This is a genomic window from Glutamicibacter sp. TV12E (assembly GCF_052441935.1).
Classification (GTDB): Bacteria; Actinomycetota; Actinomycetes; order Actinomycetales; family Micrococcaceae; genus Glutamicibacter.
This window is the reverse complement of sequence record NZ_JBQVVF010000001.1, coordinates 2,012,719-2,038,848: the sequence shown is the minus strand read 5'-3', so window position 1 is coordinate 2,038,848 and position 26,130 is coordinate 2,012,719. Positions and strand designations below refer to the sequence as shown.

Genomic DNA, 26,130 nt, shown 5'->3' with positions numbered 1-26,130 from the left:
TTTGAACAAGGGTGGTTGGTGGAAGTATCTAGTGCTTGACGTTCTTGCGGCGCAGCACGTCGAAGCCGACGGCAATCGCGATCACCGCGCCGATGACGACCTGCTGCCAGAAGGCGGAGACCGAGAGCAGGTTCAGGCCGTTGCGGATCACGGCCAGCACCAGCGCGCCGATCAAGGTGCCGGAGATGCGTCCGACGCCGCCGGAGAGCGAGGCGCCGCCGATGACCACGGCGGCAATGGCATCAAGTTCATAGCCGGAGGCCAAAGTTGGCTGGGCCGAATCCAGGCGGCCGGCCAGGATCATGCCCGAAAGCGCTGCAAAGAGCCCGGAGATCACGAAAACGGTGACCAGCACTTTTTTGACCGGGATGCCAGAGAGGCGCGCGGCCTCGGTGTTCCCGCCCACCGCAAAGGCGTTTTTGCCGATGACGGTGCGGTTCAGGACGAAGGCCGCGAGCAGGCCGGAGACCAGCAGGATGATGATGGGCATCGGGATCGGGCCCAAGTCATCGCCCAGCCAGGAGACCGAGGAACTGGTGGAAATCGGGCGTCCATCGGAGATGACCAGGGTCAGGCCGCGCACCACGGTGAGCATGGCCAGCGAGGCAATGAAGGTCGGCAGCTTGCCGTAGGCGCTCATCGCACCGGTCACCCACCCCGAGAGCGCACCGATAGCCAGGCCGACCGGGATCGAGAGTCCATCGGGCAGTCCTGCGGTGGTGACGGCGTAGGAGGAACCCATCGCGGACAGGGCGGCGACCGATCCCACCGAGAGGTCGATGCCGGCGGCCACGATCACGAAGGTCATGCCGAAGGCCATCACGGCGATGGTGGAGACTTGGATGCCGATATTCAGCAGGTTCGGTCCGGTCAAAAAGCGCGGGGTGGCGATGAATAGCGCCAGGCAGAGGATGACCAGGCCGACCAGTGCGCCGTTGTTGGCAAGGAATGCCTTGAAGTCGAAGCCCTTCTTCGGGGCAGTAGCTACGCTGCTCATTTACTTGATTCCCATTTCTTCTTCGCGGTGCACATTGCTGATGGCCAGGGCCATGATGGAGTCCTGGGTTGCTTGATTGGTGGCCAATTCCCCGGCGATGCGCCCCTGGCTCATCACCACGACGCGGTCTGACATGCCCAGCACTTCGGGAAGTTCGCTGGAGGCCATCAGGACGCAGCCTCCGGAGGCGGTGATCTCATTGATCAGTTCATAGATTTCCACCTTGGCGCCGACGTCCACGCCCCGGGTGGGCTCATCAAGCAGCAGCACCTTGGCTCCTGCGGTGAACCAGCGGCCGAATACCGCCTTTTGCTGGTTGCCTCCGGACAGGGAACGGATCGGTGCATCGATGCTGCTCATGCGGATGCGCAGGCGTTCGGCAACCTTTTGCGCGCGGGCCTTTTGTCCCTTGCGGTCCACCAGGCCGTTCTTGGCGGTGGCGGCCATGGTGGCGTAGCCGATGTTCTCGGCCACCGACGCGTCCAGCACCAGGCCCTGGGTTTTGCGGTCTTCGGGTACGTGGCCTATGCCTGCGCGGGTGGCAGCCGCGACATCAAAGCTGGCCAGCTTCTTGCCGGCGACCTTGACGGTTCCCGAGCTGTACTTGTCGGCTCCGGCGATGGCGCGGATCAGCTCTGTGCGCCCGGCGCCCATGAGCCCGGCCAGCGCGACGACCTCGCCCGGGCGGACTTCCAAAGAGATGTCCTTGAGCTGGTCATCGCTGAGGTTCTCGACGCTCAGCAGTGGCTCCTCGCCCGGTTCGGTGGCCACGCGCGGGAACTGGGCATCGATGTCCCGGCCGACCATGAGCCGGACCAGTTCGCTTTCATCGGTGCCTGCCGGGACGGTGGCGATGAATTTTCCGTCACGCAGCACGTTCACGAAGTCGCCGATGGCTGCGATCTCGTCGAGGTGGTGGCTGATGAAGACCATCCCGACGCCCTGGTTTTTCAGCTGGTTGACCACCTTGAACAGATGCTCGATCTCGGTGGTGGTCAACGCGGCCGTGGGTTCATCCAAGATCAGTACGCGGGCATCCAGGCTCAAGGCCTTGGCGATCTCCACCAGCTGCTGCTGGGCCAAGCCCAGTTCGCCGACCGGCGTATTCACGTCCAGGTCGAGTTCCAGCTTGGCCAAGGCATCATGGGCGATCTTGCGCATTGCACGGCGGTTGATGATGCCGAATTTGCGCGGCGCACGCCCCAGGGTGATGTTCTCGGCGATGGTCATCGATGGAACAAGGTTCAGCTCCTGGTGGATGGTGGCGATGCCCAGAGCCTCGGAGGTCTTGGTGTCACGGATCCTCACTGGCTGTCCGTTGAACAGGATCTGTCCGGCATCTGGTTCGTGCACGCCCGCGATCATTTTGATCAGGGTTGACTTTCCGGCGCCGTTTTCGCCAAGCAGCACCGAGACTTTTCCTGCATGCACTTCAACGGTGACGTCTTCGATGACCTGCACCGGGCCGAAGGACTTGTAGACCTTGTCCAGGACCAGCAGAGCGTCGTTACTCATTCTTGTTCCTTCCATCACCTAGGCACCGGTTGCTTCCGGGGCCTGGGCAAGAGATGCCCTGGCAGTGAATTGGCTGATAAATTCTTGCGGTTCTGGCTCGTTGCCGGCCATCACGGATTGTAATGCGGTGACAGCCGCTCGGCCCATTGCGCGCAGGTCGTGGCTGATGGTGGCAATCGGCGGGTGGTGCATAAGCATCGCATCCACCTCGTCGAAGGCGATGACCGACAGTTCGGGGCCCACCCGGATTCCTGCTTCTTGCCAGACAGTCAGCGCGCCAATGGCCATCGGTGCATCGGCAATGACCACTGCGGTAGGTTGCAGTTCATGCGCTAGCAGCCAGCGGGCGCCTTGGGCACCGGAGGCGGCCTGGAAGTCGCCGGCGAAGTGCAGCTTCTGATCTGCATCCAGCCCGTTGGCCACCAGGGCCGCGTCAAAGGCGCGGTGGCGTTCGCGAGCGGTTGAGGCGTGGGCAGGTCCACCAAGGAATGCGATATGTCGATGGCCCAAGGCTTTGAGCTTGCCAATGGCTTCATCGAGGGCGCTGGCGCTGGATGCCGAGATTGATGGGATGTCCAGTTGAGGAAGGGTTCGGTCCACAAAAACCATCGGCGTTCCAGAAGAAATGATTCGCTGCATCATTTCGCTGGGGTGATCGGCGTCTTCGTCCAGCCCCTGCGGCACTACAAGCAACCCGTCAACTCGGCGCGAGAGCATCGCGGCGAGGAACTGGTCCTGCTGCTGGGTATCTTCGTTGGCGTTGCCGATGAAAGTCATCATGCCGGCTTCGTGGGCTTGCTGCTCTACGGCGTGCGCGAGGTCCGAGAAGTACGGGTTGCGGACATCGGAAATCAGCAGGGCGATGGTGTCGGTTTTGGTGGAGCGAAGCGAGCGAGCCTGGGCGTTGGGAACAAAGCCAAGATTCTTGGCGGCTGCTTCGACTTTTTCGCGGGATTCGGCCGAGGTGGCGGAGTGCCCGGAAAGCACGCGCGAGGCCGTAGCCGAAGATACTCCGGCGGCCATTGCCACGTCTTTGATGGTGACGGCATTCATCCCGATAAGCCCCTTTGCTTACGTGTAATCGATTCCATGGAATCGATTACACAGTTTTCACCACCTTGAAAAAATTGTCAACACCACTAAGTGGACCGGGCCAGCGTTGACGATTACGACCAGGGACGATTCCGGTCTTGACATGGTTGTTCATGCTAAGCATCAGACAGCACACCATAAAATTCAGATTTAAAGTCGTCCTGTTTGCCATGGCACTTCGACCTCATCAACACTCATCGGCTCCGGATCGCTAAGATGGAAGACGTGTCGGTTAATCAGCTCTCAGATAGTGCGCAGAACTATCTCAAGATCATCTATGGACTGAACGAGTGGTCCAATGAACCCGTGACCGCTAGCGTCATTGCGACAAAGGCGGGAATGAAGCTTTCGACGGTTTCGGGGGCACTGAGCAAATTGCGCCAGCAGGGATTGCTGGACCATGCACCGTACGGCGCCGTGACACTTACTGAACTAGGCCGGGGCTATGCAATGACCATGGTCCGCAGGCACCGCTTAATCGAAACCTTTCTGGTGCAGATGCTTGGATATCGCTGGGATCAGGTGCACGATGAAGCCGAAAAACTGGAGCACGCGGTGTCAGATTTCATGGTGGCGCGAGTCGACGAACTTCTCGGCCACCCGACGCGCGACCCACATGGAGATCCCATCCCGACCGCTGAAGGTAAAATCAACCTGCCGCGAGCCGTCTCCCTCACAGAAATCACCGGCAGTTCCAAAGTACAGGTTGAGCGGATTTCTGATGAGGATTCAGAATTGCTGCAGTACTTCTCAGACCGCGGAATCATTGTTGGCGCCCAATTGGAGATTCGGCCCGGCGATGAATTTTCTGACACCTTGCTCGTAACTTCCCCCAAAACCAGCGCCTCATTGCAGTTGGGACATCGGGCTACGAGCGCTGTTTGGGTCTCCGTGCTTTCCTGAACCTAACGAGCTATCGGCCTGGAATTTGAAGACAATTTCCCGGCCGATGCATTCTCGCGTTCGAAACTCACGCCTTGAGTTCCAGTTTCGAAATGAATTCTGGAAACTGAGCCACACTATCCAGAATCTCGTCATGCTCATGAGGTTCGAGGTCTCTTCGCCCCAGTTCGCCGGTCAGCACTCCCACCGCGCACACACCGGCGTTTTTTCCCGCTTGAAGGTCGTTCACCGTATCGCCTGCTGCAATCACCTTGCGCACGTCTCGAACTCCGGTCAGTTCCATGACTCGATGGATCATGTAAGGTGCTGGACGCCCAGCGCCAACTTCATCAGCGGTTACAACTGCATCCAGCAGTTCCCCCTCGCCCACGCGCCATTGCAGTTGAGACAGAATGGCCGACGCGACATCACGGGAGAACCCTGTGGTCAGGCCCACTTTAATGCCCTGACTTGAAAGTTTTTCAAATGCTTCGACAACACCAGGCAAGGCCACTGGCGGATTCTGCTGGTAATAAGAAAACAGCAGTTCACGGAAACGGTCGAAAGTGGTGTTAACTAGCTGCTCGTCGGGAATACCACCGCCCAGTGTGATCAAAGCGGCGATGGCCTCGCGCTTCTCTGCGCCCATCCAAGCTTGAAGGTTTCCCGATGTAACTTCGGCTCCGGTTTCCCGCACAGAGTTTTTCAAGGCCCGATAAACATCAGCATGCTCATCAACGGTTGTTCCGGCCATATCGCAAACAATTAGTTCAATCATCGTATTTCTCCTGTCAAAGTTAGTGTCCCTGCAGCGCCACGCTCGGCGCGCGGGTGAACCCCGCTCGTTCCTCAATGGTGTTTTCAATCGTGAAGTTGGCAAGATGCGGGAGGTACCGGTCATCGGAATACTCAACAACCTCGCCGGCACTGGAGAGCGTAATCCGTCGCTCACGAAGCAATGGCGAACCGGCTGGCACCTCCAGCAGCCGACTGTCTTCGGCATTGGCGGCCACAGCGTCGATAATGTGCTTTCCCCGGCTCAATTCCACGCCCTGTTCGCGAAGATAGCCAAAAATCGACCCGGAATCGGTGTCAAAATCGAAGAGGAGCCGCCCTGCCTCGGAAGTGAAGCTTGTTCGCTCGATCATGGCAGGTGTTTCATCCAGCAGGCGTAATCGCAAGACCTGGACAACCGTTGCCCCAGGCTCCACCCCAAGTTGTCCAGCAACCTCTTCCACTGCTGGCCGGCGCGCCATTTCCAGCGTGCGCTGGCCCGGGGACCGCCCTACCGAGTACGCCCATTCGGTAAACGACATGAAAGTGCTGAAAGACTGCGAGCGTACAGCGTGGGCAACGACCGGTGGCTTGCCCTGTCCACCGGCGATCAAGCCCTCCGAACGCAGCGTGGCCAGCGCGTGGCGCACGGTTCCCCTTGAAGCATTGGCCAGGGCACACAGCTCCGCCTCACTGGGAATTTGTTCGCCCTCACCCCACTGCCCTGAGGCAATACGTTCGCGCAGATCTGCGGCGAGTACCTGATGCTTAGGTTGATTCCGTTTCTGATTCACCACTTGATCATACAAGTTGGATCCCCGCAGACTCCCAGAATCATCAATCGTTATGGTGAAATTTAGATTAAGAGTATCGAAGCAAATTGAACTCTTCGTAAACTTGTCTAGACAAGTAGCGATATCGCTTGAATTAGTCCTCAGCGGGCACGGATGATCATTTCGTGATGAACGAAAAGACTCTAAACCCAGCCTCCCTTCAGCCGCAGCGCACCGACGTCTTGGTCGTCGGCGCGGGCATTATCGGCCTCGCACACGCTGCACGGGCGCTAGACGCCGGATACAGCGTCACAGTGATCGACCGTGACCATAAAGCTGTCGGGGCCTCGGTGCGAAACTTCGGTCATGCCTGCATCACAGCGCAGTCCGGAGACCTCTATGATCTTGCCCAGACTGGTCGAGGGCTATGGCTTGACTATGCCAAACGTGCTGGATTCTGGGTGTCCGAGGCCGGGGCTGCTGTGGTTGCCTCGACGGAAATTGAACTACACGTACTCCAAGAACTGGCCGACGTCCGTGAGCCAGGTCAAATTGCCATGCTCCGTGCCGATGAAGTCGCCGGCATTCTGGGGCGCCGCAGCACCGAAGGAATCCTCGGCGGTGCGCTTTTGCGGGACGACTTGCGTGTGGACCCGCGCAGTACCGTCGCCCAGCTGGCTGCTTGGGTCAATGACCAAGAAGCCGGATCTGTTCGGTGGAACACGGCAGCCATGAGCTTCAGTTCCGGAACAATAAATCAGGTCCGCGTCGAGACCAGCCGCGGGCCTATCGAGGCAAACCAGGTGTTCGTCTGTGTCGGACACGACGTCGATTATCTTTTCCCCCAGCTCGCCGAAGAGCACAAGATCCAGCGTTGCTCGTTGCAAATGGCCCGCTCTACCCCCAATCAGCAACTTCTACTGGAACCTGCCGTGCTCACGGCCACCTCGATGCTGCGCTACGAAGCATTCACCGAGGTTCCGTCAGCTGCCAAGCTACGTGCAGAGGTCTCCCGGAATCATCCCGAACTGCTGAAAATCCAAGCCAACGTGATGTTCGCCCAACGCCCAGATGGCTCGCTATTGCTTGGCGACTCGCATTCATACGACCTGGCGCAGCCGCCCTTCCTGAAGGAAGAAACCTCTGATTCTCTACTGCGACACGTCAAAAAAATACTCGATGTCCCACTGGAAATCGATGAACGGTGGCAGGGGATCTACGCCTCCAGTGACGTTGGTCCGCTGCTGGTCGCAGAACCCCATCCGGCAATCACCGTCGTTTCAGTCACGGCCGGAGTTGGCATGACTCTCTCTTTCGGGCTCGCGGAGCGCAATATCGCCAATATCCTTGCCGCTTTCAAACCGACCGAAGTATTGGTTTCCTAAGCATTTTTCACTCGCAGCAGAACTTTCGACCTACCAAGGAGCTCACCGTGAAGCTTTCCCACACAGTCCTACCAGCCATCGCCACCATCGGTTTACTGGCCACTACGTCCTGTGGCACCTCAGACGCCAGCGGCGGCACCAACCCCGAGGCTTCCAATGCTCCCGCCTACTGCCAAGACGGTCCAATCAAGTTCGGAATCGAGCCCTTTGAAGATCCAGCGAAGCTTGAACCTGCCTACGGCGTACTGGCAGACGCCATGGAACGAGAACTGGGATGCGAAGTCGAGGTTCAGGTAGTCGAGGACTACTCCGCCGAGGTCCTAGCCATGCGCAATGGAAAGCTGGATCTGGGCCAATTCGGTCCCGTAGGCTTCGTATTTGCCAGCGAACAAGCTGGAGCCGAACCACTAGTCTCATTTGGCACCTCAGACGGCAAACTAAGCACCTACACTGCGGGCCTCTGGGTGCCGAAGGACTCGAATATCCGCGATGTTGACGACCTGCGCGGCAAGGATTTGGCCTTAGGCGGCGTTGGTTCCACGTCCGGCGACGTGCTCCCGCGCTATGCCCTGAAAACCGCCGGCATCCCCGAGTCCGAGATAAACATCAATTACGCCGGTGGGCACCCCGAAGCGCTTCTAGCCCTTGCCAACGGCACCGTGGACGCAGCCCAAGTTAATACGCAAACGTTGGCCACCGCGCAGGCCGCCGGCACTTTCAACCAGGAAGACTATCGCCGGATCTGGACTTCGGAACCGATCCCGAATGACCCAATCACGGTGCGTCCGGATGCTGATCCGGAATTGAAAAAGGCCGTCAAAGAAGTCCTTCTCAACCTGTCGGTCCAGGATATTGAACAGGTAGGGGCTTTCCTTGACGTGGATCCTGCCGGGCCGCTGCTGGAAGTCACCAAAAAAACCTACAAACCACTATTCGATCTGGCCTCTGAAATGGGCTTGACCGAGGAGGACATCTAAATGCGGCATAAAGCACTGGCCGTTAGCGCGCTGGCGAAGTCCTTCAACGGGCGTCGAGTCCTCCAGGATGTCTCCTTTGATGTCAAGGCTGGCGAACTTGTTGCTTTCCTCGGAGCCAATGGGTCCGGCAAGTCCACCACTTTAAAGTGCGTTGCTGGGCTGGCCGTGCCGGATGCCGGGCGCATCGAACTCGACGACTCCGTGCTCACGGAGTTAACTGGACGCCAATTGCAACTGGCCCGCAGCAAGGCGGCGATGGTTTTCCAGAAAATCCATCTGGTACCGCGCCGCACTGCGCTTGATAACGTCTGCGCCGGTGCACTGGCCAGAGTATCCGGGCTTGGCTCACTCTCGCCGTTCTTCTTTTCTCGTGAACTACGCGAAGAAGCGATGGGCTGCCTGGAACGAGTGGGCATGGCTGACCGTGCCTTGGAACGTGTTGGCCGGCTTTCAGGCGGGCAACAGCAGCGTGTGGCTGTGGCACGGGCTCTCTGCCAGCGCGCCAGCGTCTTGCTGGCCGACGAACCGGTGTCAGCGCTGGATCCTAACGCAGCTGAGCAAGTCATGGAGTTGCTCGCCGAGCTGGCCCATGAAGAGAATCTGGCGGTGGCCGCGGTACTGCATCAACCCGAGCTGGCGCAGCGCCATGCAGACCGCGCGATTGGCCTGTTGCGCGGACGTATCGTCTTCGATGGACCCGTTGCCGCTCTGGACCAGGACGTGTTCGATAAACTCTATTCTTCTGAAAGGAACGCGGCATGAGCCTGCGGACCCCGCCATACCCAGTGAACACCATCAGCAATCCGTTATCTGCCCCCAAGCCGGCGCCACATAAGCTCCCGGTTCCCCGCGATCCGCACCGTGCAGGCAAGGCATTGCTGTGGGGCTTGGCCACCGTAGTCATCGTGCTGTTTCATTTGCTCGCTGTAGCTGGCACTGATTTTGACCCATCGCTACTGGTGGACGGCTGGCGGGGCATGGCCCGTTTTGTCACTGATGCTTTCCCGCCGGATCTAAATTGGGATCAGGTCATCAAACCAGGACTCGAAGCTACCTTAGTGACCCTGTGGATTGGTCTTCTGGGTACCACGCTGTCCATCCCCAGCGCTTTGCTATTGGCTGTGTTTGCTTCGCGCACCACCACTTCACATCCAGCTGCCTATCAGATCTCGCGCGCTGTCCTGTCGTTCTTCCGGGCAGTACCAGACATCGTCTTCGCTTTGATTTTCGTAACTGCCGTAGGCTTGGGGCCATTCGCTGGTGTGCTGGCCTTGATCTGCCACAATACCGGCGTGATGGGCAAGCTCTGGGCGGAGTCCATGGAGGAAACCGACCAAGGCCCTCAAGATGCGCTGTCTACTGCAGGAGCATCCAGGCTGCAACAAATCACCCACGGTTCACTGCCATTGGTCATCCCGCAGTTCGTCGGTTTGCTGCTCTACCGCTTTGACGTCAATGTCCGCTCGTCGCTGGTGCTGGGGCTTGTGGGCGCCGGTGGCATCGGATTGCTCATCAACCAGGCAATCAAGTCCTTTCAGTTCGACACCATGTTGACCCACATTATTATCGTGCTGATCCTGATCATCGTAGTGGACCAAGCTTCAGGTTTCATTCGCCGTAAGCTAGCTGTCTAAATATCGGCATGTGCCATAGCTACTAGAGCATCTGCCCGGACGAACACCCGTCCGGGCAGATGCCGTTAATGTTCTCTGCGAATCGTTGTCCCCAAAGGTGCTGATATTTATTACTGCATGGTCAGCGTATTGCGACGACGATGCTTGGCAAGTCGCGTCGCGACCAATCCCTGCCGTGGGCTGAAGAGATAAATGAGGACAAAAATCAGCCCTTGGGCCATAACCACCATTCCCCCCGTTGAGGCATCTAGGAAGTAGCTGGCGTAGACCCCGAGAATTCCAGCGCAGGCCGCGAGTACCGGGGCGACGACCAGCATCTTTGAAAACTTGTCGGTCAGCAGGAAGGCGGTAGCGCCCGGGATGATCAGCATGGCCACCACGAGGATTACTCCAACGGCCTGCAGTGCAACAACCGAAGTCATGGCCAGCAACCCCAGGAGAATCGCACCGATCACCCGCGGGTTCATTCCCAGCGCGTGGGCGTGCGTCTGATCAAAGGCATAGAGGGTGAAGTCTTTGCGCTTGAGGATCAGAATTGCGAAGGTCGCGGCTCCCAGAATCAATACCTGCCACAAGTCTGCCGACGAGACTCCCAGCAGGTTGCCAAAGATGATGTGGTTCAAGTCGATATGGCTGGGAGTAACCGAGATGAGCACCAGTCCGAAGGAAAACAACGTGGTGAAGACAATTCCAATGGCTGCGTCTTCCTTCAGCTTGGTGGTATCTCGCACTCCCCCGATCAGCGCCACGGCCAAAAACCCGAAGATGAGTGCGCCCAGGGCAAAAGGAGCCCCGACAATATAGGCCAATACGACGCCGGGCAATACCGCGTGGGAGACAGCATCTCCCATCAGCGACCAGCCGATGAGCACCAGCCAGCAAGAGAGCAGCGCGCAGAGCACCGAAGCAATAATCGTCACTGATAGGGCACGGATCATGAACGTGTAGCTCAGTGGCTCCGCCAGCAATTCAATCAGGTTCATGATGCATCTCGTTTCATCGGGTCCAGGCCGAACGCCAAAGCCAAGTTTTCTGCGCGCAGGACCGCCTCGGGCCGCCCATGCATCAAGACCTTGCGCATCAACAAGACTGCCTCATCGGCCAGGTCCGGAAGAGCATGCAGGTCATGGGTGGAAATCAGCACGCTGCCGCCCTCATCGGCCACCTCACGCAACAATTTGGTGATGGTCGCTTCGCTGCGCTTGTCCACTCCGGCAAATGGTTCGTCTAGCAGCATGATGCTTGCTCCCTGAGCGATGCAACGAGCCACGAACGCACGCTTCTTCTGCCCGCCTGATAACTGCCCGATTTGCCGATTGGCAAACTCCGTTAGTTCTACGCGTTCTAGGGCTTCGTTCACCGCCGCATGGTCTTTTTTCCTAGCACGTCGGGTCCATCCCATGTGGCCATAGCGGCCTGTCATCACAACGTCGCGAACAGATATCGGGAAGTTCCAGTCAACTAGCTCGCTTTGCGGAACGTAGGCAAGTTGTCCGCTTTTGCGTGCTTGCAGCGGATCGGTTCCACTGATCTTGACGCTTCCGGTATCAGGCTTGATTTGTCCCATGATGGTTTTGAACAGCGTTGATTTTCCGGAACCGTTCATTCCCACCAGCCCGCAGACGGTTCCTCGCGCCAATTGCAGCGAGGCGTGGTCTAGGGCCTGGACTTGGCCGTAGTGCACAGTAGCATCGGTGACATCGATGGCCAGATCGGCGTTGCACTGTGTATTCATGATGCTTGGCCTTTCAAGGCTCGGGCGATTTGCTGGGTGTCATGGGTAATCAGCTCCAGGTAGCTAGGTACTGGTCCGCCAGGCTCGGAGAGGGAGTCCACATACAGTGTTCCGCCAAAGTGCGCATCGGTAGACTCGACAACTCGTTGCATGGCGGCGTCGGAGACTGTGGACTCGCAAAAGACCGCGGGGACATGATTGTCTCGAACATAGTCAATCGCCGAGGCGACTTTGCGCGGCGTTGCTTGTGATTCCGCGTTGACTGCCCAGAGGTATTTTTCTTTCAGTCCGGCATCCCTCGCCAAATAGCTGAAGGCGCCTTCGCACGTCACCAGCACCCGTTCCCGTTGCGGTATGCCTTGGAGTTCCGCAGCCAAGTCATCTTGCACTTTCTGCAGTTTCGCCTGGTACGACTTGGCATTGTCCTGATAATCCGGCGCGTGGGCTGGATCCAGCTCGCTAAAGGCCTGCGCAATAGTCTGAACGTATCGCTGTACGTTGATGGGGCTCATCCAGGCATGGGGATTCGGCTTCCCCGCTCCCTCGCCCTGGACGATGCCAATGGGTTCGATGCCTTCGCTGACCGTGATATGCGGGGCGGAGTTCTCTTGGACAAACTGAGCAAACCACGCTTCAAGATTCAGGCCATTGTCCAGAATCAGATCTGCATGGGAGGCCCTGCGCAGATCGTCCGGCGTCGGTTCGTAGCCATGGATTTCTGCTCCGAGTCGGGTGATTGATTCCACCCGCAGGTGCTCGCCGGCGACATTCTGGGCGATATCTTGCAAGACAGTGAAGGTCGTCAGCACCACAGGACGCGAGTCGGCTGGCCCTGTTCCGATAGCATCCTGGCTTTTGGCCGGCGCGCATCCGGTGACAAAAAGGAGCAAGGGTGCAACAAGCATGGCCAGCCAGCTCGCTGCCCTGCGTCGACCGGTCATCTTTTTCACTCGTGCCCTCATATCCTGAGCTTCGCTCCATTGCCTCTGCCTCTTTGCAAGACAACAGGAGCGAAGATCTTCGCTCCTTCATAGGATAATGTTTGAGGGGTCAAACAATCAATCTGTGTCGAAATTACCCCAGGGCAATTTCATAGATCAGACGGGCAGCGCTGCGTGCTGTACGAGAGTCGACATCGTAGCGGGGATTCAGCTCGACAACATCGGCAACCGCAAGTTTCCCGCTGGCGACAACCTGCCGGCATGCCGCCAGGATTCGCTCGAAGGGAACTCCGAAACCTGCGGGGGCACTTACACCAGGGGCCACACTTGCCGGCAATACATCCAAGTCAATAGTCAGGTACAGAACGTCGATGCGCTCAAGGAAATCAGCGACAAATCGACTGATCTGCTCTAGCTCGCAGTGCTCGTCCAGCAAGTAGGGAACGCCGAGCTCGTCTGCCCTGGCAAAGAGCGCCGCGGTATTGCCAGGACGCGAGATTCCGAGTACTGCGTAGTGGAATTCAAGGCCTTGCTCCTGCATTTCTTGATGCAGATCCAGAAATGGCGTGCCGCTGGTTCGTTGCCCCTCGTCCCGCAGGTCGAAGTGCGCATCCAGATTCAGGATGCCGATCCTCGTGGAATGATCATCTGCCAGGTGCTGCAATAACCCGAGGCCGGTGCCATAAGCAGTCTCATGTCCACCGCCTAGCACGATGGGCAACGCTCCAGTGCCCAGTGTTTGCGCCACCGCATTGGCCAAGCGCTCCTGGCCTGATTCCAGCTCGTCACCTTCAACGACGACATCTCCGAGGTCCACCATTGCTCGCTGCTTATGGATGGCCATGGGGCTCAGTGCGGCGCGCAACGCTGCCGGTCCATCAGAAGCGCCAATACGGCCCTGATTGCGTTGCACCCCGGCATCCGAGCGGAAACCAATCAGCGCCACCGCATCGTTCAGATTCTGGGATTTTTGCGCAGCAATCTGTTGATGCCAGCGCAGGTGCTGCACAGCAGAACCGTCTACCCGGCCCGCCCACCGCTGTGCGCTTTGGTCGGTCTGAATCTCTATTGCCTTGCCGTTTTCGCCCATAAGACCAGCACAGCAGATCGGACCCACGCGGTCTAGCAGAAATAAGAAGGTGCTGTCCGGCATTCTGGACAGCACCAACTTGGCTGGCTAGTGTTCTTGAATGAATACGAAAGCCGTCGTGGACCCTGGCTCAATTTCAGTACGGCCAGCATCTTGAATCACCGGGCCACTGGCTCGTTCAGAAAGGGCCTCAAAATCTTGGCGCGATAAGTGCCGAATCCCCACGGGCGCATGAACCTTGAGCCATTCCTCGATCCCCTGGCCATCAGATTCAGCCAGCCAGGCAAAGAGCGCGTGGGCGCACTGTGCGGCGGCCTTGCCGGTGGACATCTGCAGTGAATCATTAACCGCTATATTCACCGCGGAGCTCAGTACCTCATCGCTCTTGGGAAGCTCGGTCCCAGAGACCTGCAATTTCGCGATGAGCTTGGGGAGATTCGCTGCCGGAAGAGGAGGCAGGCCAACGGCCTGGGCTTTGCCCACCTCGCTGACCATCTGGTCGGGGTACATTTCCAAGACCTTGGCGAACATCTTTGGATTAGCGCGGCGAACCGATTTGGCGAAAGCCTGGGACGCCCATTGCTGCCAGTCCGGGTTGCGGGGATTTTGCAGATAGGCGATGACCGCAGCGCGCGAAACTGCAGATAGTCCTTCGTCTTCGGTTGAAGGATCCTCTTTATCGATGCGCAGGATTATGGGCTGGACTAGTTCTTCGGGATCGCGTTCGCGCAGTTCATCCATGAACTCATTCTAGATTGCGACGTGGGCTGAAGATTGCCAGATTGCCGGAGCCGCACTTCACTGCCAAGGTCAGCGCCGGCGCACCTTGCGGACAATCACGATAACGACACTGGTAAGCATGGCGGCTGCGAGGCTGACAATCAGCGGAGTTTGCCAGTCGAGCTCGACTATTGATGCACTGAATTCCTTGCTGAAGGCGCTCGCCGCCCGGCCTATTTGGGCTTCGGACTGTATTGCTTTCGCCAAACTTTCCACCACGGCTGGCATCACCCATTGGAAAGCCAGGGCCACCACCCAAAAGACCAGGTTGATAGCGCGCAGGAATCCGACATATCCAAGGATCAGCCCCAAGATCAACGGCCCGGCATACCAGAGGTATACGTAGTAAGACTGCGCTCCGGCGATGAGCGATGCGACGATCTGCAGCCAATAACTCACGCTGACCGTCATGGTGGCATAAAAGAGCGCCGCCACGGGAAGACGCAACTTTGCGCTCAAAAAATACCAGGCCAGGCTCAGGACCAGCAAGGATCCGAAGACCCATAGTTGAGTTACTGATGCTTGGGCGAGGTTCCCGCTGAAGGCCGAAGGATTCGTGGCATATATTCCCTGTGCCCCTAATCCGAGCATCCCCAGGAATAATCCCACGGCGGTCACAACCGCGAACCCGGTTCTCCCGCGACCCACGCGACGCACTAGCCAACTGCCCAATAGCGCGGTCAGGCTGGAGACGACAATCAGGCCGAGCGCATCGTTGCCAGCGAGCGGCAAAATCGAGCGGTCTTCTTCCCCGATCCACAGCCAGGGCATCACAACGATGACCACAATTAAAATGCCGCCGGCAATTTGCATCCACCAGTTTTGCCAGACGCGCCTCATTGAACTCACTATGCTCCTTCGTGTTCCTACGCGCTCATTGTTCCAGAGCAGAGCCAGCGCCGCGCGAAAGGCGCGGGGCATGTCCATGAAATTGGAGTACGCTACATGAACGAACCAAGAATACCCACGCAGACGCAAATGGCTCGCGAGCATCCGCTACATTGGGATGCTCACGAGCCATCAGAATTTTGCCTTCACCGTGCCTTGGCGTGGATGGCCAAAACTTTTCAGCGATGCAGATTTGGGTGGTCTGCGCTCGCGATAGGTCATTGCTGGATCAGGCGGTAGCCTTTCCAACGTCATCTGTTTTCATTGAACACCAGACAATTCATCCTGCGCAAACGGCAATGAATCTACTGGTCAATATGATCAATCAACTGCGAAATAGCCACAAAATATCCAGCATTTTGCCATGAGGCCTGAATCACAGTTTAAACCTGGATTGCAATTTTTCGACCCCTTGACATTGACGTAGCGTCAACCTGTAGCTTGAGGAACATGAACAATTCACCGGTGGATCCAATACCCGCGGAATACTCGATTTCCTACCTTTCGCGGGTCGCTGGAATCAGTAGCCGTACCTTGCGCCACTACGACCACATCGGGTTGCTGGTACCGGACCATGTTGCCCAGAACGGATACCGCTTCTACACCCAAAACCAGTTGGTGCGGTTGCAACGGATCCTGCTGCTCAGGGACATGGGCCTGAAGCTGGAGGACATCGCCGGGATCCTGGAAGAACAGTGCGATGAACTGGCAGCGCTCAGGGAGCACTTGCGGCAGCTCAACGCACAGCGTGGAACAATCGATCGCCAGATCTCAACGCTCAAACGCACCATTTCATCTTTGGAACGAGGAGAAAAAATGAAACCCGAATCAGCCTTTGACGGATTCAACGAGCAGTACAAGGAAGAAGTCACTGAACGCTGGGGGGCCAAGGCCTACCAGCGGTCGAACCAGTGGTGGCAAAGCAAGAATGCCGATGAGCAAGGCGAATTCTTCAATCGTGTACGCGAGTTGAATGAAGCCTGGATCAGTGCCGGAGAGGAGGACGCCAGCGCAGACAGCGATCTGGCGCAGGGCGTTGCCGAGCTGCATGTGCAATGGCTCCGCTCCATCCCTGGAACGCCATTCGATTCCGATGATCCGCAGGCACACCGTGCCTACGTGAATTCATTGGCCGAGATGTATGTTGCCGATGAGCGGTTTGCCAAGAATTACGGCAACCATGCGGAACTGGTCCGTGACGCGTTGAAGGTCTATGTCCAGAAAGCTGCGGACTTCTAGGATTGCGAGTCGTTGGCAATCTCTTCGCGTGCCTGGGCGTAGCGTTGCTGGATATAGTTTTCCAGTTCAACGCGCTCCACACGCCACATGCCCCGTCCACCAATTTGGATGGCTGGCAGTTCCCCGCTTTTGACCAGGGCGCGAACTTGAGGAAGCTTCACATTCAGTTCCTCTGCCACATCTTCCAAACGCAAAAACCTCATAGGAACAGGGTACTGTGCTTGGCCTTCGAATGAGGGCCAAGTACTACTTTGTGGACAAGCAGGATGGATTCGCGCCATAGCAGTCGGCGGAGCCGCTGCTTCTGGCTCGGCTGCAACAATATCGGTCAGTTAGCGCAACACATTTGGGAGGAACTGGTCATATTGACTAAAATCTGTAGGAGGTACTTACGCACGCGCACCACAACCTGTCACAGGAGACCAGCACATGAATTCGGATACGTATCAGCTCGATGAAACCGACCGGCGTATCCTCCTGGCACTCGATGCCGACCCTCGTGTGCCCATCATGATGCTCGCGCAGCAACTTGGCCTGGCCCGCGGCACCGTTCAAACCCGCTTGGAGCGCTTGGCCCACTCTGGAGCGTTGCGTCCGAATACCGCCCGCATCTTGCCTGCATCCATGGGTCGCGGTGTTAGCGCATTTGTGAGCGCCGAGCTGAACCAGGCTGCACTCAATGATGCCATTGCCGCATTACGCCAGATTCCCGAGGTCCTCGAATGTGTTGCCCCAGCGGGCGATACTGACCTTTTGATTCGGGTCTCCGCTACGGACCCCGATGACCTGTACCGCGTCAGCGAAGAAATCCGCCTCTGCCCCGGCATTACTCGCACTTCCACCTCGATGATCTTGCGTGATGTTATTCCCTACCGCACGACCGAACTCTTGAAGAAACTGAGCAAAGACCAGCACTAGCTCAGCGCCAGCAGTTACCTGCTGACCTCCTCCAGCCCGGCTCTCGGCAGGTGTCCGCGGGAACGATAGACCAGTGCGATTGATGCCAGGCACAGCAACGCCAGAATTGCGATGAACAGCACCGGATTGGCAATAAGGCGCCACGAGGCAAATAGCGTCGGGAACGTAAAGCCAACAAAACAGACCATGTAAAAGCGCCCGGTCAGTTTGCCGACATCCGCCGAACCGGCCAGATCCAGCACCTGGCTCAGCCCTGCCACTAGCAAAATGCCATTGGCTGACCCCGAGACGACAAACGCAACGACTCCCAGCAGCTCGGAGCCGGTCAACGAGACGGCAATCATCAGCAGAAGGGCGGCCAGCGCCGTAACCAAACCAGCGATCAACAATGAAATCTTGCGGACGTCGTTGTACCGCCGGACGAACGGCTGGATGATGGTCCCCATCCCCATGGTCGCGGCGACCGCAACGGTGGAGTAGAGCAGGTTGGATCCTCCAGCGCCATCGCTTAATGCCGGGACTACTGCGAACCCGGTGGCCGCCATGCCAAAGACCCACGGAGCGGAAGGCAAAACCACGCGGTTGAACCGGCGCCGGTTTTCCACCGTTGTTTCACTGCCGGTTGCGGTGGCCTCCTGTAGTTGAATCTGGGGTTCCTCGGAGGCCACGACAAGCAAAACCAGCCAGGCAATGGTGATGAGCGCATGAACCAGATACGCAATCTCGGGGTGTGCGCTAAAACCGACGATGACGCCGGAAACGATCGGCCCCACCGCGAATCCGAGGGATGTGCATAATGCCGCACGGGTAGCGCCAGCTGGACCAGGGCTGAGCAATTTGACCCAGCTGGTGATGGCCACCATCGCCAGGCCCATTCCGAGGCCGCTGAAGACGCGGCCCGCATAGAGCCCGGCAACGTTCAGCGCTCCAGCGGCCATAATCAACGAGCCGAAGATGGAACTGCTCAAAGCGATCAGTGAAAAGAGCTTGCGTCCGAAGCAATCCGCCAGCGGGCCGCCAAAGGCCAGCGCAGGAATCATGCCCACGAGATAGCTGCCCATCACCAGCATGGCCTCGACTTCGCTCAGGTCACGAAATTGCTGGTACCAGTTAATCAGGGAAACGTATTGGTTAGCGCACCATCCGGTCAGCACCAAGCAGACGCCCGGCAGCCACCACGGCGTGGCGCCGGCGCGCAGGATTCGTCGTGAAATTGCTACTGCTCCATCTCGTGGAAGAGACCACGAACCCGCTCAGCGATTTCATCCCTGATGATATTCATGCGCTCGGCTCCGGTGATCCCGTCTTCGCTGGGCTCATAGGTGACCCAGCGTTCGGTGGTAACCGAAGGGTCGAGCTGCGGATGGGCATCGGTCCCGAGAATGACAACGCGGTCGACTTTTTCAACCACCTTCGGATCAATGCCCTTGGGCTCTCCATTGGACATGTCTGCCCCGGTCTGTGCCAATGAGGCAACCGATTCTTGGTTGATTCCTGTGCCAGGATTGGTTCCGGCTGAATAGCTGGTGATCTTTCCACCAGAGATGTAGTCCATCAATGCGGCAGCCATCTGCGATTTGCCGGCATTGCGTGAGCAAATGAAAAGTACCGAGTTAGCCATGAACCTATTGAACCACCCGCGATGGATTCGCGGGTGGTTCAATACTCATGAATCATCGAATGATTACTTGAGCAATTTATAGGTCTTGATGGTTTCTCCCTTGAAGAAGGCGGGCTGGGTGATCCGCATATAGATCATCACCACCACGCCAAGCAGGAGAACGCCGACACCCAGGATGAACACCATTCCCACTCCCCCGATATTCGAGCCGGATCCGTAGTCCGGATTCATGGATTCAACGGCGGTGGCAAAGAACATCACCAGAAGGACCACTCCGCCAATCAGCGGTGCCAGGAACTTGAAGATGATATTTCTCGGACTGGCGAATAGTTCCCCGCGGAAATACCAAACACAGGCCAAGGCAGTCAGGCCGTAGTAGAAGCAGATCATCAGGCCCAAGGCTGTGATGGTGTCCCACAGGGCGTTTTCGGAGAGCAGTCGGGTAATCACATAGAAGGCCGCTGCTGCCACTGCGGAGGCCACAGTGGCCACCGACGGGGACATGAAGCGCGGGGAGATCTTAGCGAAGCTCGACGGCAGCGCCTTGTAGTAGCCCATGGCCAGCAGGGTGCGGGCCGGGGAGACCATGGTGGACTGCAACGAGGCTGCCGAGGATGACAGGATGGCCAAAGACATCAGCAGGGCCAGCGGTCCCATGACCGGGCCGGAGAGCACGGCGAAGATGGATTCCTGGTTATCCGGGTTGCCGGCGCCCAGGCCCGTGGTCCCCACGCCTGCCCAATAGAGCACGCCGGTGGCGACCGCCAGGTACAGGGCGATGATGATCAGCACAGTCCAGGTTGCGCCGCGGCCCGGGACCTTCTTCGGATCGGTGGTCTCCTCGTTCATGGTCAACGTGACGTCCCAGCCCCAGAAAACGAAGATCGACAGCGAAATGCCCGCGGCGAAGGCCGAGAAGCTCTCGACGCCTGCCGGGTTGAACATCTCCAAGCTGATGGGCGTCTGGTCGAAGGGCTGGTTCGAGGTGAAGGCCATGATGGCGAACAGCAGCAGCACGCCGACCTGGAAGCCGACCAGCAGATACTGGAAGACCTTGGTGGCGTTCATGCCGCGGTAGGAAATATAGGCCGCGATAGCGATGAACACCAGGGTGGTGGGGATGTTGATCCAAAGGTTGGTGGTCAGCTCCGCGATCCAGTCCTGCCCGGTGAGCTGGGCGATCAGGATGTAGAAGAAGTCCACCGCAACGGCCGCCAGGTTGGAGAGCACGATTACCGTCGCGGCAATCAGCCCCCATCCGCCCATCCAGCCGATCATCGGGCCGAAGGCGCGGGTGGCCCAGGTGAAGGAGGTGCCAGAGTCCGGCATGGCATTGTTCAGTTCGCGGTAGCCCAGGGCCACGAGCAGCATCGGGATGAAGCCGGCGATCAGGATGGCCGGCAGGCTGGTGCCCACCTCGGACACGGTGGCGCCAAGCCCTGCGGTGAGGGTGTAGGCCGGGGCGATGCAGGAGATGCCGATGACAACAAGTCCCATGACACCCACGGTGCCTTTGGACAGACCCTTTTCATGCAGTCCCGAAACATTTTGTTCGGGAGGGTTATCCTGCCTCAATTCTTGCGACATTGAAAATTACCTTTGCGGTGGCGCGGCTCGACGGTGAACCGCTGAAGTCAGCGAGCGTTTATCGGTCTTTCTACCGTGTGGTGTCCAGGGTGGGAATGACGCCAATGGGCACGTTCAGGTTGCCCAGGATGCGCTGGGCCTTGGGGCCGATGAATAACCGGCGGTGGGCGGCAAGCCGGGCAGAACCCAGCAGGGCAAGGTCCCCCGGCTGCCAAGACAACTGGGCTGCGGCGGCATCAATGGTGTCGCCGGAAACCACCTCGATCTGCGCATCGATACCCAGATCAGCGGTGACCTGGCCCAAGTACTCGCGGGTGTTCTGCACATGGGCATCCAGCTGGTCAATGGAATCTGCCACATCTTTGTGCGCCACTAGGGTGGCAACGCGCAGCTTGGCCTTGCGGGCCTCGGCGACGCGGGCCGATAGGTCGATCACCGCACGTGCTCCGGGACGGTCGCCTACGAAGCAGGTCAGCCTGGTGATCTGTCCTTCGGCGTTGCGCAGCGAATCCAGCGAGGAAGGTGAAGACATAAACACCGGCAACGGGGAGGAGTGCAGCAGCGCATTGGCGATGTTGCCGGGCATAAAGAACCCGCCCATATGGCGCTTGCGTCCACCGAGCACAATGCCGTGGGCGCCGGACTCCTGGCCGAGCTCAATCAGCCCTTCAGCGATGGAGGGTACCGAACGGGCCACCACCGCGGCGCTGATTCCTGCTGGAACCAGCGCCAGAGCTTCGGCGGCCCAGGCGTCTACCTGGGCGGAGAGGATGGATTCATATCCATGGTCCCCGCCCGGGTAGACGGCGCTGAAGGGGGTGGCGGCCGGAAGCACGATCGCGATCCGCAAGGATGCGTCCACGGTTCCGGCCACCACAGCGCTGGCCAACTCGATGGCCTCGGCGCCGCGTTCGTCGGCGGTATAACCTACGAGCAGTTTCATGGCTTAGGCGTTCGCCTTTTCGGTCAAGGTTGCCACGCCATCGTAGGACTCGTCGTAGCTGGTGCCGTCCAGTTCGGCAATGATGCGCGCTGCCGAGCGGCGGCCCATGCGCACTGCGCCGTCAACATGCTGGAATCCTTCGCCCGCCAAGTCCGAGGAGCTGAAGTAGATCGGGCCGACATTGTCGTTCTGGGTCGGGCCGAAGCGGTGCAGGCCGCCCAGGTCGTAGCTGGTGGCGTAGGCTCCCCGGGTCCACTCTTCGGAGCCGAAGTCCGAGAGGTAGAAGACCTTCGGATCCAGGGTCTTCTCGCCCAGGAACTCGGCCATGGCCTTCAGCACGGCTTCCTTGCGCTCTTCGTCCGTTTCCAGCGACCAGACCTTGTCGGCCTCGACGTCGGAAATGAAGCCGACCAGGGTGCCGGTCTCTTCCCCGTCGAAGGTGTTGTCATAGACTTCCTGGACCAGGTGGTTCGGGCCGAAGCAGGTGCCGGACAGGCCCTCTTCGCGCCAGAACGGGGTGTCGTAGACCGCGTGCACCTTGATGACCAGGCCCATGGACTGGTGCTGGTGGGTGATCTGCTGCCACCGTGGCAGCGGCGGGAAGTAGCTGATGCGGCTGTACAGGTTCGGCGGCACTGCAAGAACAACCTTCTTGGCCTTCACGGTGACATCGCTGCCGTGGGCCACAACGCCTTCTTCGCTCCATTCAAGCTTCAGCACCGGGTTTTCCAGGAACAAGGTATTTTCCGGCAGGCGCTGGGATACGGCGATGGAGACGCCCTGCATGGAGGTCTTCATGCGGCGGTCAAGGATGAAGTCTTCATCGACCAGGTTGTCGAAGGACCCTGCTGAGGAGGCCATGAGCACTGCCTGCAGCGCGGAGAAGGCATGGGCCGGCTTGGTGAGCATGCCGCCGGCAATGAACAGCCCGATGTTGTTGCATGCGGTCTCGTCATCGGAGTTGTTGCGTAGGAAGTGGTGGAAGGAGATGGTGTCCAGTTCTGCCGCGCGCGGGTGCTCCCACGGCCTGTCCGGGTTCATTTCGGCTGCCAGCTGGTTCATCAGCTCGATCAGCTTGTTCATTTCCGCCACGGTGGATTCGCCAACAGGGAAATCGTCGCCCTCGTAGATGATCGATTCGCCGGCTTCGGTGCGGTAGACGCTCTTGCCCTGCTTGTAGCGCTCGAAGGTCTCGATCCCCAGCTCTTCGATCAGCGAGTACAGGCCGGTCTGGTCCGGGCTGATCCATTGGCCGCCGATTTCGATCGTGGCGCCATCCATCTGCTCGGTCCAGGTCCGGCCGCCAACGCGGTCGCGGGCCTCGAGCACTGCCACGCTCTTGCCCGCTTTGCTCAGCTCGTAGGCTGCGGTCAAGCCCGATGGGCCGGCACCGATGACAACGACGTCGCGTTCCAGATATTCCATGAACAACTCCCTCAAACAATAAAATGAATTCAGTTCATTTACTTGTCATATAGCATAGGGGAAGAACATCGACTTGTGAAGCAACCCACGTCAGGAAGTGAAACGCATGACCGAATCGGGCGCCAGGCGCGCTGGCAGGCCGCGCAAGGCGGTACTCAGCCGCGAACGCATCACCGCGAACGCGCTCGAACTGGTTTCCGAGGGCGGGTACGAGTCGCTGACGATGCAGCGCCTAGCCAAGTCGCTCGGGGTTTCACCATCGGCCCTTTACAACCACGTGGATTCGAAGCATGTCCTGATGCAGTGGATCCAGGAATTGGTCATGACCGATATCGACACCACGATTTTCGATACGGAACCGATCAAGGAAGCCCTCGTGCATTGGGCAACGAGCTACCGCGATGTGTTCGCTCGCCACATCCCATTGATCCCGATCATCGCGGTGCTTCCGGTCTCCGATTCCCCGCGCACCCTTGGCATGTACGAACGGGTCGCCGAGGCCCTGAAGGACTACGGCCTGGCTGAAAACGAGATCATCCCGACTATCGTTGCCCTGGAATCATTCATCTTCGGCTCTGCGATGGACACCGCGGCGCCGCACGATATTTTTGATACGACGAATCACAAGGACCTCACCCCGCACTTCACGCAGGCGGTGGCGGCGCAATGGAAAACGCGGATCAATACCAGTGACGATTCTTTCCAGCGAGGGCTATCGGCCATGATTGCCGGCCTGCTGAGCACAGGCAGCGCATCATGAGCGGAGAGGAGCGCAAGCCGCAGCGCATCTCGTTGAATCCCCGGCAGTGGGCGGCCATCGCCTTGGTGATCGTTGCGCTGGTTTTCATCTTGCAGAACCTGACCTACGTCCGCGTGGAGTTCTTCCTCATCCACACGGCTGCGCCGTTATGGCTGGTCCTGCTGGTGACCCTGGCCGCAGGCTACGCCATTGGCTGGTTCTCAAAGCGTCGGGGCTAGTCGTCCAAGATGGCCCATTCCCCGACTTCTTCATTTTGCGAGTCGTAGACATCCTCTTGGGCACCGGGCTCCAGCGGGTACATGGCCACGCGCTGCGACCAGTCGCCCAAAATGCGTTGAAGCTCCTCCAACGGCTTGAGCTGCATGTTCTCGGTATCGAAATTGACTTCCAAAACAAAACGCATGGCCCGCTCCTAGTTCTTCCGGTTGCCGCCATCCTATGCCCGAGCCCGAAGAAAAACGAGAGTTATCGACAGCGTGCCGTCGCGAAAGTTCGGCGGGCACAAATAGAAAATAGCGAGCACCCAAGGAGCCTTGGATACCCGCTATCGGAAAGTGCAGCAGTCAGCTACTGGGCGCCACCCATGTAGGCCAACGACTGGAGCGCTTCGTTGCCGCCGACCTTGTACAGCGCCAAGATCAGGCCGCCAAAGACGATCCCCATGACGGTGCTGAAGCCCAAGGAGATCTTGATCAGGGAACGCACTTCACCGCGGCTGACTTCAGCCTCGTCATTGAGATACTTTGCAGCGCCCTGGCTGAAGCTCGCGGCAGGACTCAGCACCCCAGCGGAGACAGCCAAGAGGTTCGAAGCAGAATCGGTCTGGCCATCGCGCAGGAAGGCAATGGTTTCCCGGTTCTTACGATCCTGGCGAAGCTTCACGATGTTGGCGCCATGGCGCGCCAAGAGAATATCTTCACCGAGTGGGATCGTTGCCATTGCTTTGCTCCTCATTTAAAACCATCACGTCTTTCCAGCCATACCAATCATTTCTGAAACGTTTTTTCCGTGGAACCCTTTTGTCGAGAACCACACACGGTCTTGTGATGCAATCCGCATGATTCTGGGGAAAAATCGACCTTTCAGGTGACGAGGAGCATAGCCAAAAGCAAAAAATCTCCTGCTCAAGCATTCAGGTTTGGACATGGCAAAACCCCGGGGCAAAATTTGCCCCGGGGTCATTTCACTGCTCTTGAAACCGCCTACGCCGTTTTCAAATCATTGTTCTTGTTCTTTTGCTGGCGCTTGGCCTCGCGGATCTGGATGCTCAGATCCTGGTTCGACAGATCATCCGGTGAAGCAACACCGTACCTGCGCGCCTTGGCTACCAAGGCTTGGCGAATTTCTGCTTGGTGATCCCGCTTGTAGCGGATCACCATCATGACGCTGACGATTGCCAAAATAATCAGGGTCACCACTGCGGTAAGAATCGTAGTTTCCAAATTCATCGTCTTCTCGACCTCCCCATCTGTATAGTCTCTGCTGCGCTTTGCCCCTGTCGTTTGGCCGGAGAACGGGATTCAACGGCCGAGGGATCACAGCATTGCTAAGAGAAGAACATCAAGTTTAGCATATTTCTTCGAAGAATGCCCGAGGGTATCGCTGACTCCTACGACAAAATCGGATTCAACGCCACCCTTCGCTAAAGCTAGAATTCCCCCTGGCCTTGTCCGTGCTCAAAGACCAGAGACGTTTGAGTTGTTGCCACGGCGGGATTCGCCGAGAGGTTATCAAGGACGAACTGCCGGACGTCGGCGGAGTTGCGGACGGCTACATGCAAGACGAAATCATCAGCACCACCGAGAAAAAACAGCTGTTGCACTCCCGGCTTGGTTTTCATCTCATTGGCGAAATTTGCCATGAGGTGGCGTGCGCCCGGCCGGATCTTGACGAAGATCAGCGCTTCGAGCTCACGGCCCAGAACCTGTGGGTCCACCTCGATGGTGAACCGGGAAATCACGCCAGAATCACGCAAGGCGTTCAAGCGTGCCAAACAGGTTGACGCAGCAATCCCCAGCTCCTCGGCCAGTGAATTATTGGTCCGTCGAGAATTCTTGCTGAGCAACGCCAACAGCTTGCGGTCGATCTCATCGAGTTGCACGGTGCGGTTCTCGCGCTTCGATAGATTCAACGACATTGCGCCGCACCTGCTCTCTGGTATCGAGGATCGCTGC

30 protein-coding genes are annotated in these 26,130 nt (G+C 58.3%); 9 read left to right on the top strand and 21 right to left on the bottom strand.

The window, feature by feature from the left end; genetic code table 11:
• Positions 1–28: 28 nt before the first annotated feature.
• From ACT7DV_RS09545 to ACT7DV_RS09535, 3 genes are read right to left on the bottom strand one after another with little or no spacing between them, the layout of a single operon-like run.
• On the bottom strand, positions 29–997 hold the full coding sequence (locus ACT7DV_RS09545; RefSeq protein WP_444662108.1) for an ABC transporter permease: 969 nt from the start codon (positions 995–997) through the stop codon (positions 29–31).
• A complete protein-coding gene (locus tag ACT7DV_RS09540) occupies positions 998–2,512 on the bottom strand; it encodes a sugar ABC transporter ATP-binding protein (protein ID WP_444662106.1) in 1,515 nt (504 codons plus the stop codon).
• A gap of 18 nt (positions 2,513–2,530) precedes the next feature.
• Positions 2,531–3,565, bottom strand: coding sequence for a LacI family DNA-binding transcriptional regulator (locus tag ACT7DV_RS09535; protein ID WP_444662104.1), 1,035 nt, complete (start codon positions 3,563–3,565; stop codon positions 2,531–2,533).
• A 264-nt stretch (positions 3,566–3,829) separates the two neighbouring features.
• On the opposite strand from ACT7DV_RS09535, the gene ACT7DV_RS09530 reads away from it, so the two are divergent.
• On the top strand, positions 3,830–4,507 hold the full coding sequence (locus ACT7DV_RS09530) for a metal-dependent transcriptional regulator (protein WP_444662102.1): 678 nt from the start codon (positions 3,830–3,832) through the stop codon (positions 4,505–4,507).
• A 67-nt stretch (positions 4,508–4,574) separates the two neighbouring features.
• Here the strand turns inward: ACT7DV_RS09530 and ACT7DV_RS09525 are convergent, their stop codons facing one another.
• Complete coding sequence (locus ACT7DV_RS09525) at positions 4,575–5,264, bottom strand: phosphonatase-like hydrolase (protein ID WP_444662100.1); 690 nt, start codon at positions 5,262–5,264, stop codon at positions 4,575–4,577.
• Positions 5,265–5,283: 19 nt separating this feature from the next.
• Positions 5,284–6,054, bottom strand: a complete 771-nt coding sequence (locus ACT7DV_RS09520) for a GntR family transcriptional regulator (protein ID WP_444662098.1) — start codon at positions 6,052–6,054, stop codon at positions 5,284–5,286.
• 167 nt (positions 6,055–6,221) lie between these two features.
• Between ACT7DV_RS09520 and ACT7DV_RS09515 the strand changes: the two genes are divergently transcribed.
• The 4 genes from ACT7DV_RS09515 to phnE are packed head-to-tail and all read left to right on the top strand — an operon-like array spanning position 6,222 to position 10,029.
• Positions 6,222–7,418 carry a TIGR03364 family FAD-dependent oxidoreductase gene (locus tag ACT7DV_RS09515; RefSeq protein ID WP_444662097.1) on the top strand — a complete coding sequence of 399 codons (1,197 nt, stop codon included), beginning with the start codon at positions 6,222–6,224 and terminating at the stop codon, positions 7,416–7,418.
• Between the two features lie 47 nt (positions 7,419–7,465).
• Positions 7,466–8,395 carry a phosphate/phosphite/phosphonate ABC transporter substrate-binding protein gene (locus ACT7DV_RS09510; RefSeq protein ID WP_444662095.1) on the top strand — a complete coding sequence of 310 codons (930 nt, stop codon included), beginning with the start codon at positions 7,466–7,468 and terminating at the stop codon, positions 8,393–8,395.
• Positions 8,396–9,157: a phosphonate ABC transporter ATP-binding protein gene (locus ACT7DV_RS09505; RefSeq protein ID WP_444662094.1), complete on the top strand. Its 762-nt coding sequence runs from the start codon at positions 8,396–8,398 to the stop codon at positions 9,155–9,157.
• Positions 9,154–10,029 (top strand): phosphonate ABC transporter, permease protein PhnE, encoded by an 876-nt coding sequence (gene phnE / locus ACT7DV_RS09500; RefSeq protein ID WP_444662092.1) that lies wholly within the window; start codon positions 9,154–9,156, stop codon positions 10,027–10,029. The genes ACT7DV_RS09505 and phnE overlap by 4 nt, the downstream gene beginning before the upstream one ends.
• A gap of 110 nt (positions 10,030–10,139) precedes the next feature.
• Here phnE and ACT7DV_RS09495 read toward each other — a convergent pair whose 3' ends face one another.
• From ACT7DV_RS09495 to ACT7DV_RS09470, 6 genes are all read right to left on the bottom strand, one after another.
• Positions 10,140–11,012 (bottom strand): metal ABC transporter permease, encoded by an 873-nt coding sequence (locus ACT7DV_RS09495; protein ID WP_444662090.1) that lies wholly within the window; start codon positions 11,010–11,012, stop codon positions 10,140–10,142.
• Positions 11,009–11,764: a metal ABC transporter ATP-binding protein gene (locus ACT7DV_RS09490; protein WP_444662089.1), complete on the bottom strand. Its 756-nt coding sequence runs from the start codon at positions 11,762–11,764 to the stop codon at positions 11,009–11,011. The genes ACT7DV_RS09495 and ACT7DV_RS09490 overlap by 4 nt, the downstream gene beginning before the upstream one ends.
• Positions 11,761–12,705: a metal ABC transporter substrate-binding protein gene (locus ACT7DV_RS09485; RefSeq protein WP_444664826.1), complete on the bottom strand. Its 945-nt coding sequence runs from the start codon at positions 12,703–12,705 to the stop codon at positions 11,761–11,763. Before ACT7DV_RS09485 ends, ACT7DV_RS09490 begins: the two co-directional genes overlap by 4 nt.
• 133 nt (positions 12,706–12,838) lie before the next feature.
• The gene (hutG, locus tag ACT7DV_RS09480) at positions 12,839–13,795 is read right to left on the bottom strand and encodes a formimidoylglutamase (protein WP_444662087.1); all 957 of its coding nucleotides are present in this window, start codon (positions 13,793–13,795) and stop codon (positions 12,839–12,841) included.
• Between the two features lie 87 nt (positions 13,796–13,882).
• Positions 13,883–14,536 carry a peptidyl-tRNA hydrolase gene (locus ACT7DV_RS09475; RefSeq protein WP_444662086.1) on the bottom strand — a complete coding sequence of 218 codons (654 nt, stop codon included), beginning with the start codon at positions 14,534–14,536 and terminating at the stop codon, positions 13,883–13,885.
• A gap of 69 nt (positions 14,537–14,605) precedes the next feature.
• Positions 14,606–15,424 carry a hypothetical protein gene (locus tag ACT7DV_RS09470; RefSeq protein ID WP_444662084.1) on the bottom strand — a complete coding sequence of 273 codons (819 nt, stop codon included), beginning with the start codon at positions 15,422–15,424 and terminating at the stop codon, positions 14,606–14,608.
• Positions 15,425–15,913: 489 nt separating this feature from the next.
• On the opposite strand from ACT7DV_RS09470, the gene ACT7DV_RS09465 reads away from it, so the two are divergent.
• Positions 15,914–16,702 carry a MerR family transcriptional regulator gene (locus ACT7DV_RS09465; RefSeq protein ID WP_444662082.1) on the top strand — a complete coding sequence of 263 codons (789 nt, stop codon included), beginning with the start codon at positions 15,914–15,916 and terminating at the stop codon, positions 16,700–16,702.
• On the opposite strand, the gene ACT7DV_RS09460 is transcribed toward ACT7DV_RS09465, so the two are convergent.
• Positions 16,699–16,905: a helix-turn-helix transcriptional regulator gene (locus ACT7DV_RS09460; RefSeq protein ID WP_022876090.1), complete on the bottom strand. Its 207-nt coding sequence runs from the start codon at positions 16,903–16,905 to the stop codon at positions 16,699–16,701. The two genes, ACT7DV_RS09465 and ACT7DV_RS09460, sit on opposite strands and share 4 nt — an antisense overlap.
• Before the next feature lie 226 nt (positions 16,906–17,131).
• Between ACT7DV_RS09460 and ACT7DV_RS09455 the strand changes: the two genes are divergently transcribed.
• The gene (locus tag ACT7DV_RS09455; protein WP_060702576.1) at positions 17,132–17,620 is read left to right on the top strand and encodes an Lrp/AsnC family transcriptional regulator; all 489 of its coding nucleotides are present in this window, start codon (positions 17,132–17,134) and stop codon (positions 17,618–17,620) included.
• A 14-nt stretch (positions 17,621–17,634) separates the two neighbouring features.
• On the opposite strand, the gene ACT7DV_RS09450 is transcribed toward ACT7DV_RS09455, so the two are convergent.
• The 5 genes from ACT7DV_RS09450 to ACT7DV_RS09430 form a co-directional block, all read right to left on the bottom strand.
• Positions 17,635–18,774, bottom strand: a complete 1,140-nt coding sequence (locus tag ACT7DV_RS09450) for an MFS transporter (RefSeq protein WP_444664824.1) — start codon at positions 18,772–18,774, stop codon at positions 17,635–17,637.
• A gap of 62 nt (positions 18,775–18,836) precedes the next feature.
• A complete protein-coding gene (locus ACT7DV_RS09445) occupies positions 18,837–19,241 on the bottom strand; it encodes an arsenate-mycothiol transferase ArsC (RefSeq protein ID WP_444662079.1) in 405 nt (134 codons plus the stop codon).
• Positions 19,242–19,304: 63 nt separating this feature from the next.
• On the bottom strand, positions 19,305–20,828 hold the full coding sequence (locus ACT7DV_RS09440) for an APC family permease (protein ID WP_444662078.1): 1,524 nt from the start codon (positions 20,826–20,828) through the stop codon (positions 19,305–19,307).
• Positions 20,829–20,898: 70 nt separating this feature from the next.
• Entirely contained in the window at positions 20,899–21,771 is an 873-nt protein-coding gene (locus ACT7DV_RS09435; protein ID WP_444662076.1) for a universal stress protein, read from the bottom strand.
• 3 nt (positions 21,772–21,774) lie between these two features.
• Positions 21,775–23,196, bottom strand: coding sequence for a flavin monoamine oxidase family protein (locus tag ACT7DV_RS09430; protein WP_444662074.1), 1,422 nt, complete (start codon positions 23,194–23,196; stop codon positions 21,775–21,777).
• Between the two features lie 106 nt (positions 23,197–23,302).
• Here ACT7DV_RS09430 and ACT7DV_RS09425 point away from each other — a divergent pair, with 106 nt between their 5' ends.
• Together ACT7DV_RS09425 and ACT7DV_RS09420 are read left to right on the top strand one after the other, a co-directional pair.
• Positions 23,303–23,956 carry a TetR/AcrR family transcriptional regulator gene (locus ACT7DV_RS09425; protein ID WP_444662072.1) on the top strand — a complete coding sequence of 218 codons (654 nt, stop codon included), beginning with the start codon at positions 23,303–23,305 and terminating at the stop codon, positions 23,954–23,956.
• Entirely contained in the window at positions 23,953–24,174 is a 222-nt protein-coding gene (locus ACT7DV_RS09420) for a hypothetical protein (RefSeq protein WP_444662070.1), read from the top strand. Before ACT7DV_RS09425 ends, ACT7DV_RS09420 begins: the two co-directional genes overlap by 4 nt.
• Here ACT7DV_RS09420 and ACT7DV_RS09415 read toward each other — a convergent pair.
• The 4 genes from ACT7DV_RS09415 to ACT7DV_RS09400 all read right to left on the bottom strand — a co-directional run bounded on the left by ACT7DV_RS09415 (position 24,171) and on the right by ACT7DV_RS09400 (position 26,093).
• Positions 24,171–24,359, bottom strand: coding sequence for a hypothetical protein (locus ACT7DV_RS09415; RefSeq protein WP_444662069.1), 189 nt, complete (start codon positions 24,357–24,359; stop codon positions 24,171–24,173). The genes ACT7DV_RS09420 and ACT7DV_RS09415 overlap by 4 nt on opposite strands.
• 164 nt (positions 24,360–24,523) lie before the next feature.
• On the bottom strand, positions 24,524–24,895 hold the full coding sequence (locus ACT7DV_RS09410) for a hypothetical protein (protein WP_444662068.1): 372 nt from the start codon (positions 24,893–24,895) through the stop codon (positions 24,524–24,526).
• A 263-nt stretch (positions 24,896–25,158) separates the two neighbouring features.
• A complete protein-coding gene (locus ACT7DV_RS09405; protein WP_444662067.1) occupies positions 25,159–25,404 on the bottom strand; it encodes a hypothetical protein in 246 nt (81 codons plus the stop codon).
• Positions 25,405–25,604: 200 nt separating this feature from the next.
• A complete protein-coding gene (locus tag ACT7DV_RS09400) occupies positions 25,605–26,093 on the bottom strand; it encodes an Lrp/AsnC family transcriptional regulator (RefSeq protein ID WP_444662065.1) in 489 nt (162 codons plus the stop codon).
• Between the last annotated feature and the right edge of the window lie 37 nt (positions 26,094–26,130).